Consider the following 10,113-nt stretch of genomic DNA (forward strand, 5'->3'; position numbering starts at 1 on the left):
CCCCGCCGCCCCGGGGAGCCCGGGCTCGTCGACCCACCCCCTGCGCCCCGCGCCCGCTCCCTTCACCGAGCTCGACGCGCGCCGGCTCGGCCCCGTCCGCCGGTACTTCGCGCGGCACCCGGTCGTCATGGACTGGGTCGTCGTGGCCGTCTTCGTCGTGCCCGGCGTGCTGTACGCGCTCACCGCGTCGCAGCCCCGCGGGACGACGGCGCTGTCGCTCGTGTTCTTCCTCGTCGGCGGCGTGCTCCTGTACTGGCGCCGCCGTCGGCCCGTCACGGTCGCGCTCGCGCTCACCGTGGTCGGGGTCGTCGCCATCGGCGTCACCGGCGACACGGCCGGGTTCGAGGTCGCGGCGATGTTCGCCGTCTACGCCGTCGCGGCGTCGCGGCCCTCGCGCATCGCGTGGCCCGTGCTCGCGATCACCGTCCTCGCGCTCTCCGGCGCGACCCTGCTCTGGTACGACGTGGTCACCACCCCGGAGGGGGAGGTCCTGCGCCAGAGCGTCGAGCCGGGCCGCGCGACCGTCGACCGCATCGTCGGCATGCTCGTGACCACCATCCTCTGCCTCGTCGCGCTCGCGATCGGCACGAACGTGCGCGCGCGCCGCCAGCACGTGTCCGACCTCGTCGAGCGCGCCAACTCCATCGCGCGCGACCGCGACCAGCAGGCGCAGCTCGCCGCCGCCGCCGAGCGCACGCGCATCGCGCGCGAGATGCACGACGTCGTCGCGCACTCCCTCACCGTGATGGTCGCCCTCGCGGACGGCGCCAAGGCGTCGGGCGCCAAGAACCCCGAGCTCGCGGGCCACGCGCTCGACGAGCTCACCGCGACCGGCCGCGCCGCGCTCGCCGACATGCGGCGCGTCCTCGGCGTGCTGCGCGAGCCAGGCGGCGAGCAGACCGTGCCCCTCGCGCCCGCGCACGAGACGCCCGAGCTCGAGGAGATCGTCGAGCGGTTCCGTACCGCCGGGCTGCCCGTCCGGCTCGTGCGCTCCGGCCCGCAGCCGACGCCCGGCCCCGCCCTGCGCCAGACCGCGCACCGCATCGTCCAGGAGGCCCTGACGAACGTGCTGCGCTACGCGCCCCTGTCCCCCGTGGTCCTCGTCGAGGTGTCGCGCCGCGCCGAGCCCGGCGCCGACTGGCTCGAGCTGCGCGTCGTCAACCAGGCGGGCCGTCGTCCCGGGGAGGGCGCGAGCGCCGACGAGCGCGGGCTCCCGCCGTCCGTCGCGGAGCAGCACCCGCCCGGCGTCCCCGTCGGCACCGGGCGCGGGATCATCGGGATGCGGGAGAGGGCCGCGGTCTACGGCGGTACCGTGTCCGCGGGGCCGAGCGGGACGGGCTGGGAGGTGCGGGCGAGCCTGCGCCTCGACCTCGACCCCGGCCGCCAGGCCGGCGCACGCGACGACGGACGGGAACGCACATGACGGGAACGGGGGCACCGATCCGGGTGCTGCTCGTCGACGACCAGGCCCTGCTGCGCATGGGCTTCCGCATGATCCTCGCCGCCGAGGACGACATCGAGGTCGTCGGGGAAGCCGGGGACGGCGTGACGGGCGTCGCGCAGGCGTCCGCGCTCGCGCCGGACGTCGTGCTCATGGACGTGCGCATGCCCGGCACGAACGGCATCGAGGCGACGGAGCGGATCGTCGCCGCCCAGCCCGGGTCGCGCGTCATCATCCTCACGACGTTCGACCTCGACGAGTACGCGTTCGCCGCCCTGCGCGCCGGGGCGAGCGGCTTCCTCCTCAAGGACGCCAAGCCCGGCGAGCTCGTCGGGGCGATCCGCGCCGTCGCGAGCGGCGACGCCGCCGTCTCCCCGCGCATCACGCGCCGCATGCTCGAGATGTTCTCCGGCCAGCTCCCGCAGGACGGCGCCGCCGCCCGGGCCCAGGCACCGACCGGCCGGGACGACCCGCGCCTCGCCGACCTCACCGCGCGCGAGCTCGAGGTCTTCGAGGCCCTCGGTGAGGGGCTGACGAACGCCGAGATCGCCGAGCGCTTCGTGCTCTCGGAGGCGACGGTCAAGACCCATGTCGGGCGCGTCCTCGGCAAGCTCGGCCTGCGCGACCGCGTCCAGGCCGTCGTGCTCGCCTACGAGACGGGCGTCGCCCGCCCCTCCTGACTGACCCGCCCCCGCGCCGAGCAGGTGGTTCCGGCGCGTCCAGGACATCTGACGCGCCAAGACCACCTGCTCGGCCCGCCGGGGTCGCCTGGTCGGCGGGGGCCCGGCGGGTCCGGCGGGTCCGGCGGGTCGGGGACGGTCGGGCGGTTCAGGCGTTCGCCGTCGTCTCCTCGGCGGCGGCCTTGTCGGCCTCGGCCTGGGCCCGGGCCTCCTCCTTGGCCGCCTTCCTCGCTGCGCGCTTCTCGCCGCGGCGCTCGGCGAGCGTGTAGAGCACCGGCACGACGACGAGCGTGAGCAGCGTCGAGCTCAGCAGGCCGCCGATGACGACGAGCGCGAGCGGCTGGGAGATGAACGCGCCGCCGCCCGTGATCCCGATGGCCATGGGCGTGAGCGCGAAGATCGTCGCGGCGGCGGTCATGACGATAGGGCGCAGCCGCTTGCGCGACCCCTCCCTGACGGCGTCGTCGAGCGCCCGCCCGCGCTCGCGGTACTGGTTGATGAGGTCGATGAGCACGATCGCGTTCGACACCACGATGCCGACGAGCATGAGCAGGCCGATGAGGGCCGGCACGCCCAGCGGCGTCCCCGTGGCGAGCAGCAGGAGCAGCGCGCCCGTCGCGGCGAACGGGATCGACACGAGCAGGATGAACGGCTGCAGGAGGCTGCGGAACGTCGCGACCATGACGAGGTAGACGATGAGGATCGCGACGAGCAGCGCGAGCCCGAGGTCGGCGAAGGCGTCGGCCTGGTCGGCGGCCACGCCCCCGACCTCGACCGTCGCGCCGCCCTCGAGCTCGAGGCCGTCGATCGCGGTCGTCAGCTCGGCGGTCAGCGCGCCGAGGTCCTGCCCCGCGGGGGTGACGGCGATCGTCGCGCTGCGCTCGCCGTCGACGCGCGTGATCGAGGTGGGGACCTCGACCTCCGCGACCTCGGCGACCTGCGTGAGCGGCACGGGGCCCGCGGCGGTGGGCAGCACGACCTGCTCGAGCTCGGCGACCGTCGCCGGCGCCTCGCCCGCGACCACGCGCACCTGCACCGGGCCGTCGCCGAGGTTCACCGTGCCGACCGGGGCCGGGGACATGACCCCCGCGACCGTCCCGGCCACCTGCGTCTCCGTGAGCCCGACGGCGGCCGCCGCCTCGCGGTCGACGGTCACCTGGACGGTGGCCTGGGCGGCGGCGAGGTTGTTCGTCACCTGCGCGGCCCCGTCGGTCCCCTCCGCGAGCTCCTGCACCTCGGCGGCGGCCGCGGCGAGAGTGTCGGTGTCGGGGGCGCGGACCACGAGGTCGACCGTGGAGCTGCCGAACGCGGCGTCAGCACCCGCGACCTCGATGCCCTCGCTCGCGTCGCCGCCCAGCCCGGAGACGGCGTCGCGCACGTCCTCCTGGGCCGCCACGGCGTCGGCGTCCACGTCGAGCGTGACGGCGAACGTCGCCGTCGGCGACCCGCCGCCGCCGAAGAACGCGGCCTCCGGGCCACCCGCGGTGCCGACGGTCGTCTGGACCGTGGCGACGCCGTCGACGTCGAGGAGCGCCTGCTCGACGTCGCGCGCGGCGGCGTCCTGCGCGTCGAGCGACGTGCCCGGCGCGAACGACTCGGTGACGGTGAGCGTGTCCTGGCCGGTGTCGCCGAGGAAGTTGGTCTCGAGCCGCGGCACGAGCGCGAGCGTCCCGGCGAGGATCGCGACCGACACACCGAGCGTGATCGCGGGGTGGCGCAGGGCCCCCCGCAGCGTCGGGAGGTACGCGCGCTGCCACAGCCCGCGACGCTCCTTGGCCTCCGCGGCGGCGCGGGCGCGCTCGCCCGCGAGGCGCGCGGCCTCCGGGTCGGCCGGGACGGGCGGCGACGTGATGAACCAGTACGCGAGGACCGGGACGATCGTCAGCGCGACGAAGAGCGAGGCCAGCATCGCGATGGCGACGGTGAGCGCGAACGGCCGGAAGAGCTCGCCGACCATGCCGCCCACGAGCGCGATCGGCAGGAACACGGCGACGGTCGCGACGGTCGAGGCGGTGATCGCGCCCGCGACCTCCTTGACCGCACCGATGATGGCGCCGACCTTCTCCTCGCCGTACGACAGGTGCCGCTTGATGTTCTCGATGACGACGATCGAGTCGTCGACCACGCGGCCGATCGCGACCGTCATCGCCCCGAGCGTGAGGATGTTGAGCGTGTAGCCCGTGGCGTTCATGACGATGAAGGTCACGAGCAGCGACAGCGGGATCGACACGGCGGAGACGAGCGTCGAGCGCAGCGACGCGAGGAACAGCAGGATCACGACGACCGCGAAGAGGAGCCCGAGCAGGCCCTCGGTCGCGAGGCCCTCGATGGACTCCTCGATGAACGGGGCCTGGTCGAACACGACCCCGACGCGCACGTCCTGGGCGTCGAGCACGCCGGAGAGGTCGTCGACCGCGTCCTGGACCGCGTGCGACACCTCGACCGTGTTGCCGGCGGGCGTCTTGGTGATGGCGACGGCGAGCGCGGGCTCGCCGTCGAGCCGGGAGAACGACGTCGCGGGCTCGGGGCCCGCGGTGACGGCCGCGACGTCGCCGAGCGCGACGGGCGGGGTGCCGGGCGCCGCGGTCGGGGACACGAGGGGCAGCGCGGCGAGCTCGTCGACGGTCGTGACGGCCGTGCCGACCTGCACGCTGAGGGTGCGGTCGCCCTCCGCGACGGTGCCCGCGGGCACCACGACACCGTTGTCCTGGAGGATCGTGGAGACCTGCTGCGGGCTGAGCCCGGCGGCGGCGAGCGCGGCGGGGTCGAGGGCGATCGTCACCTGCTGGTCGGCGACGCCGCTCACCGCGACGCTGCGGACCCCCTCGACGTCCTCGAGCGCGGGGACGAGGCTCGACGTCACGGTGTCCGCGAGCGCCGCCTCGTCCGCGCCGCCCGACACGGCGAGCTGGATGACCGGGAGGTCGTCCACGGAGCCGGTCACGACCTGCGGCTCGACGTCCTCCGGGAGCTGGGACTGCAGCCGCGTGACGGCCGTCTGGAGCTGCGAGGCCGCAGCGTCCATGTCCGTGCCGTACGCGAACTGGACGGTCGTCGCCGAGAGGCCGGTCGACGACGTCGACGTGACGTCCTCGACCCCCTTGACCCCGCGCGCGGCCGTCTCGACGGGGACGGTGACCTGCTGCTCGACGATCGCCGGGGCCGAGCCCGGGTACGCGCCGACGACGGCGGCCGTGGGGATCTGCAGGCTCGGGATGAGCTCCTGCTTGAGCGATCCCATGCTGAGGACGCCGAAGATCGCGATCGCGACGGTGGCGAGCGCGACGAGCGCGCGGTTGGCCAGCGACAGCCGGGCGAGACGGGACACGGAGCCTCCAGGGGTTCCAGGTCGGGCGGGAGACGACGTCGGCGTCGCGATTTCGTTAGCGTAACGCGAAGCATCTCGGGATGGTTCCCGCGCCCACCGATAGAGTCGGCGCCGTGACCCACCCCGCCGACGACGAGCGCGCGGCGCTCGCCCGGCGCCTCGAGGACGCCCAGCGCCGGCTCGCCGACCTGCTGCTCGCGCAGCGCCTCGAGCCGCTGCTCCGCACGACCCTGACGGTCCCCCAGCTCCGCGCGCTCGCCGTGCTGCAGCTCGACGGGGAGACGAGCTCGCACCGGCTCGCGGACGTGCTCGGCATCTCCCCCGCGACGCTCTCGGGGATCGTGGACCGGCTCGAGGCGGCGGGCATGGCGTCGCGCCGCCCCGACCCGCAGGACGGTCGCGTGCGCCTCGTCGCCGCGACCCCGCGCGGCGCCGCGGCGGTGCGCCGGCTCGTCGCGCAGGAGGACGAGCCCCTCACGGACCTCCTCGACCGGCTCGACGTCGCCGACCTGCGCGCGCTGACGGCCGGGATCGAGGCCCTCACGCGGGCCGCGGAGTCGGCCGCGGCCGACCCCGACCCGGCGACCAGCGCGCCGTCGGGCACCTCGGGCGACGGCTCGGCCGACGCCGGGACCGACCCGGAGGGCTGAGGGTCCCGGGCCGCGCGGCCCAGGACCCTCTCCCCCCGTCGGTGCCGCCGGCGGCTCAGACCTCGCCGAGCGCCTCCTCGGGCGTCCCCTCGACGGTCCGGGCCGTGCGGTTCCACCGGGACCACAGGACGCGCTCGCCGAGCTCGCCCGCCATCCGGTGCCCGTACGCCACGAACACGACGACGCCGAGCACGAGGATCCCCGCCCCGAGCCAGAACGGCGCGGTCGCGGACACCGGGTGCAGGAGCCCCGCGATGACCGGGGCGGGGGCGGCGAAGCCCCAGCGCACCAGGTTGAACGCGCCGGTGGTCACGCGGCGGTCCGGGTCGCCGAGCGCGAGCGAGAGGTCCGTGAGGTTGGCGTTCGCGATGCCCATGAACACGCCGGCACCGACGAGCACGACGACGGACCAGGCCGTCCCGAGGTCGAGCGCGAGGAGCACGAGCGCGACGAGGACGCCCACGACGGCCACGCCCAGCGTCTGGACGGCGCCGACGCGGTGCGCGAGCCGGTGCCCGACGACGAGGATCCCGACCGCGAGCCCCACGCCCCACGCGGTGAAGACGAGACCGAGCGGCACGACGTCGAGCCCGAGGAACACGGGGGTGTACCCGAGCACGACGAAGAAGCAGAAGTTGTACGCGGCGGTGACCGCGGCGAGCGCGAGGAAGCCGGGCTTGCGGAACAGGCGGAAGACCTGGCCGACGCGCAGCGGCGCGGGCTTCTCGGCGGGGTCCTTGAGGCGCGTCACGGACACGAGCAGCGCCACGAGCATGAAGACGCCGCACACGAAGAAGGGCACGCGCCACGAGATGCCGCCGAGCAGCCCGCCGAGGAGCGGCCCGACGGCGAAGCCGAGGCCGACGCACGTCTCGAAGAGCTCGACGACCCACTCGCGGTCGTTCGCCAGGGAGACGAGGAGGACCATCGCCGTCGCGAAGAACATCGCGTTGCCGAGGCCCCACAGGCCGCGGAGCGCGGCGAGCTGGCCGATGCTCGTGCTCAGCGCCGCGAGCACGGCCGCGACGGCCACCAGGCTGACGCCCGTGGCGAGGATCTTCTTGTAGCCGAAGCGCCCGGTCGCCATGACGGCGGGGATCATGCCGAGCGCCATGACGGCGATGTAGGCGGTGAAGAGGAGCTCGATCTGCCAGGTCGACGCCCCGATCTCCTCGCCGATCACGGGGAGGATCGGGTCGACGACGGCGATGCCGGCGATCGCGAAGAACGCGGTGAGGGCGGTCGCGTAGATGGCGGTGCGGTTCGGTTCGTTGCGTGTGGAGGCCACTCGGTCGCACTTCCTGGTGAGGGAGGCCGCCGCACGAGGGGCGGCGGCGGGAGAAGTACCTGTATCTAGCAGGTAACTATCTGTAGAATACACCCATGACGGTTGCCGAGGGAAACGATCAGCCGCAGGCGGAGGCGCGCGGGGACGCGAGCGCGCAGGACGTGCTGGGCGCGATCGAGCTCGAGGTCGCCCAGCTCCTGCGTCGCGCGGAGCGCACGCGCGCCTCGGGGAGCCCCGGGACGTCGCGCCGGGGCGGCACGCTCGACCGGTCGGGCTACCTGCTGCTCCACACGCTCGGCACCCACGGCCCGCTCCACGTCAACGCGCTCGCCGAGCGCCTCGGCCTCGACGCCTCCACCGTCACCCGCCAGGTGGTCGCGCTCGAACGGGCCGGGCACGTACGCCGGGCCCGGGACCCGCACGACGGCCGGGCGGTCGTCGTCGAGCCCACGGGCGCGGGGCTCGACGAGCTCGCCGCCCACCGCGCGGCGCGCACCGCGCTCTACGCGGACGTGCTCGGGGACTGGTCGCGCCTCGACCGGGCCCTCCTCGCCGAGCTCCTCGGCCGGCTCAACGACGACCTCGACGCCTACCGTCGCCGCCGCGACGACGCCTGACCCGCCGGGTGCGCCTCGCCGTCAGGCCCCGGGGAGCGCCCACCGCAGCAGCCTCGTGACCGCCTCCCCCGCCGGGTGCGCCCACCGCTGGGGCAGTCCTCGCACGCGCGGCATGCCCGCGCGCGCCCAGTCCGGCAGGGACGCCCGCGCGGCCACCGCGAGCCCCGCGTACACCCGACGCACGGCCCACGGCAGCGGCGGCTCGACGAGGAGGAACCGTGCGGCGTCGAGGGCCGCCGGGGTGAGACCGAGCACCGGACGGTACCCGGCGACGGCGTCGTCCAGCTCGCGCACCGTGACCGGCACGCCCTCGACGCCCAGGGCGCGCCCGACCACCGCCGCCTGCGCGACGTACTCGTCGCACCCGGCGGCGTCGAGCGGGCGGTGCCCGAACTCCTGGTGCGCCACGAGGAAGCTCTGCGTCTCGGCGACGTGGACCCAGCGCAGCAGGTCCGGGTCGCTCGCGCGGTAGGGGCGGCCGTCGGGTGCGACGCCGCGGACCCGCTCGTGGACCGCCCGGACCCCCGCCACGGCGCCGGCGGCGTCGTCGGCCGTGCCGAAGGTCGTCGTGGCGATGAAGGTCGAGGTCCGCTGGAGGCGCCCCCAGGGGTCGCCCCGGTAGCCCGAGTGCGCGGCGACCCCGGCCATCGCGAGCGGGTGCAGGCTCTGCAGGAGCAGCGCGCGCAGTCCGCCGACGAACATCGACGCGTCGCCGTGCACGCGCTGGACCGCGGACCCCGCCGGGAACCAGCGCGGGCCGGGCGTCTCGTGGATGCGCGCCCGCGTCGCCGTAGCGTCCGGGCCCGCGACCCGCAGGAAGATGGCGCGCTCCGCCGCGCCGCGCACCCGCTCCGCCACCTGCGTCATGCGCTCGATGCTCGCACCTCGCGCGCGGCCCCGCTCCCCGCGCGGGCCGTCTGACACATGCCAACATCTCGCTGCAAAGAAAGTCTTGCAAAGAGTCGTTTGCATCGCTACGGTCATCGTATGCCCACCGACAGCGCACCGGCACCCGTCCCGGCCGAACGCCACCCCGCGCTCGGCCCCGCGCAGCTCAAGGCGCTCGCGCACCCGCTGCGGGTGCAGATCCTCGACCTGCTCTCGACGCACGGCGCGCTCACCGCGAGCCGCCTCGCCGACCTCGTGGGCGAGTCCAGCGGGTCCACGAGCTACCACCTGCGCCAGCTCGCGCGGCACGGCTTCGTCCGGGAGGTCGCGGGCCGCGGGACGGCGCGCGAGCGCTGGTGGGAGCGCCCGCCGGGCGGGTTCACGGTCGACGTCCCGCACGACGAGGAGGACGCCGCCGCCACGCTCGCGGGCGCGATGGTGAGCCGCGAGTTCGAGTCCGCGAGGGCGCGCAAGATCCAGGCGTTCCTCGAGCGCTCCCCCGAGCTGCCGACGCGGTGGCTCGACGGCAGCCGTCTGACGACGGCGAGCATGTGGCTCACCGCCGACCAGATGCTCGAGGTCGCGGAGGCGTGGGACGCGTTCGACGCGACGCTCCAGCGGTTCCAGGGCCAGGAGCAGGCGCCCGGCGCGCGGCCCGTGCAGATCCACTTCAACGTCTTCCCGACGATCGACGGCAAGGAGAACCCCTCATGAGCGCGTACTCCCCCACCCTGCCCCGCACGGCCGAGCCCCGTGGCACGGACCGTCTGCTCGTCCTCGTGGGCTCCGCCCTGGCCGACCTCGGCCGCCGCCGCGCGGCCGCCCGGTCCCGGGTGTCGACCGCCCCGCGCGCCGCGGCGGCCGCCGTCCGCCCGGACGACGCGTCGCTCCGCACGGCCGAGGACCGCACGCGCGACCGGGCCGCCCTGTCCCGTGCGTCCCTTCTGCCCTGATCACCGGAAGATCCCACCCCCATGGGGACTCCTCCCCATGCCCTGAGCGACCCGGCCTCGGTTACCCTCGTCGGGGCGTTCTGCGGGCAGTCTGCGGGCACCGGAGCACCCGTTCCCCTCGTCACCGCCGCTCGGCGGGACCCGGAGGACGTGTGCCCCGCCCAGGCACAGAGGAGCACAGGTGGGTCTTCTCACGACCATCCGCGAGCATCGTCGTACCGTCGCGTCGGTGAGCACCGTGTCGGTGTTCTCGACGGCGCTGGTGGGC

9 protein-coding genes are annotated in these 10,113 nt (G+C 75.2%); 6 read left to right on the forward strand and 3 right to left on the reverse strand.

Annotated elements, in window-relative coordinates:
* Window positions 1-1,423, forward strand: a 1,423-nt coding sequence (locus ACPCUX_RS18600; RefSeq protein ID WP_423389380.1) for a sensor histidine kinase, incomplete at its 5' end; no start/stop codon positions are given.
* Window positions 1,420-2,121, forward strand: a complete 702-nt coding sequence (locus ACPCUX_RS18605) for a response regulator (protein WP_423389381.1) — start codon at window positions 1,420-1,422, stop codon at window positions 2,119-2,121. The genes ACPCUX_RS18600 and ACPCUX_RS18605, both read left to right, overlap by 4 nt.
* A gap of 148 nt (window positions 2,122-2,269) precedes the next feature.
* Here ACPCUX_RS18605 and ACPCUX_RS18610 read toward each other — a convergent pair whose 3' ends face one another.
* Complete coding sequence (locus tag ACPCUX_RS18610) at window positions 2,270-5,449, reverse strand: efflux RND transporter permease subunit (RefSeq protein ID WP_423389382.1); 3,180 nt, start codon at window positions 5,447-5,449, stop codon at window positions 2,270-2,272.
* A 113-nt stretch (window positions 5,450-5,562) separates the two neighbouring features.
* Between ACPCUX_RS18610 and ACPCUX_RS18615 the strand changes: the two genes are divergently transcribed.
* Window positions 5,563-6,099 (forward strand): MarR family winged helix-turn-helix transcriptional regulator, encoded by a 537-nt coding sequence (locus ACPCUX_RS18615; RefSeq protein ID WP_051028023.1) that lies wholly within the window; start codon window positions 5,563-5,565, stop codon window positions 6,097-6,099.
* A gap of 55 nt (window positions 6,100-6,154) precedes the next feature.
* On the opposite strand, the gene ACPCUX_RS18620 is transcribed toward ACPCUX_RS18615, so the two are convergent.
* On the reverse strand, window positions 6,155-7,387 hold the full coding sequence (locus tag ACPCUX_RS18620) for an MFS transporter (protein WP_051028020.1): 1,233 nt from the start codon (window positions 7,385-7,387) through the stop codon (window positions 6,155-6,157).
* Window positions 7,388-7,482: 95 nt separating this feature from the next.
* On the opposite strand from ACPCUX_RS18620, the gene ACPCUX_RS18625 reads away from it, so the two are divergent.
* On the forward strand, window positions 7,483-8,004 hold the full coding sequence (locus ACPCUX_RS18625; protein WP_085387471.1) for a MarR family winged helix-turn-helix transcriptional regulator: 522 nt from the start codon (window positions 7,483-7,485) through the stop codon (window positions 8,002-8,004).
* Window positions 8,005-8,025: 21 nt separating this feature from the next.
* Here the strand turns inward: ACPCUX_RS18625 and ACPCUX_RS18630 are convergent, their stop codons facing one another.
* The gene (locus ACPCUX_RS18630; protein ID WP_423389383.1) at window positions 8,026-8,871 is read right to left on the reverse strand and encodes an oxygenase MpaB family protein; all 846 of its coding nucleotides are present in this window, start codon (window positions 8,869-8,871) and stop codon (window positions 8,026-8,028) included.
* 120 nt (window positions 8,872-8,991) lie between these two features.
* On the opposite strand from ACPCUX_RS18630, the gene ACPCUX_RS18635 reads away from it, so the two are divergent.
* Both ACPCUX_RS18635 and ACPCUX_RS18640 read left to right on the forward strand, forming a co-directional pair.
* Window positions 8,992-9,606: an ArsR/SmtB family transcription factor gene (locus ACPCUX_RS18635; protein WP_085387470.1), complete on the forward strand. Its 615-nt coding sequence runs from the start codon at window positions 8,992-8,994 to the stop codon at window positions 9,604-9,606.
* Window positions 9,603-9,845, forward strand: coding sequence for a hypothetical protein (locus tag ACPCUX_RS18640; protein WP_034655512.1), 243 nt, complete (start codon window positions 9,603-9,605; stop codon window positions 9,843-9,845). Before ACPCUX_RS18635 ends, ACPCUX_RS18640 begins: the two co-directional genes overlap by 4 nt.
* The last annotated feature ends 268 nt before the right edge of the window (window positions 9,846-10,113 follow it).

The organism is Cellulosimicrobium sp. AB352 (genome assembly GCF_049538415.1).
Taxonomy (GTDB): Bacteria; Actinomycetota; Actinomycetes; order Actinomycetales; family Cellulomonadaceae; genus Cellulosimicrobium; species Cellulosimicrobium funkei.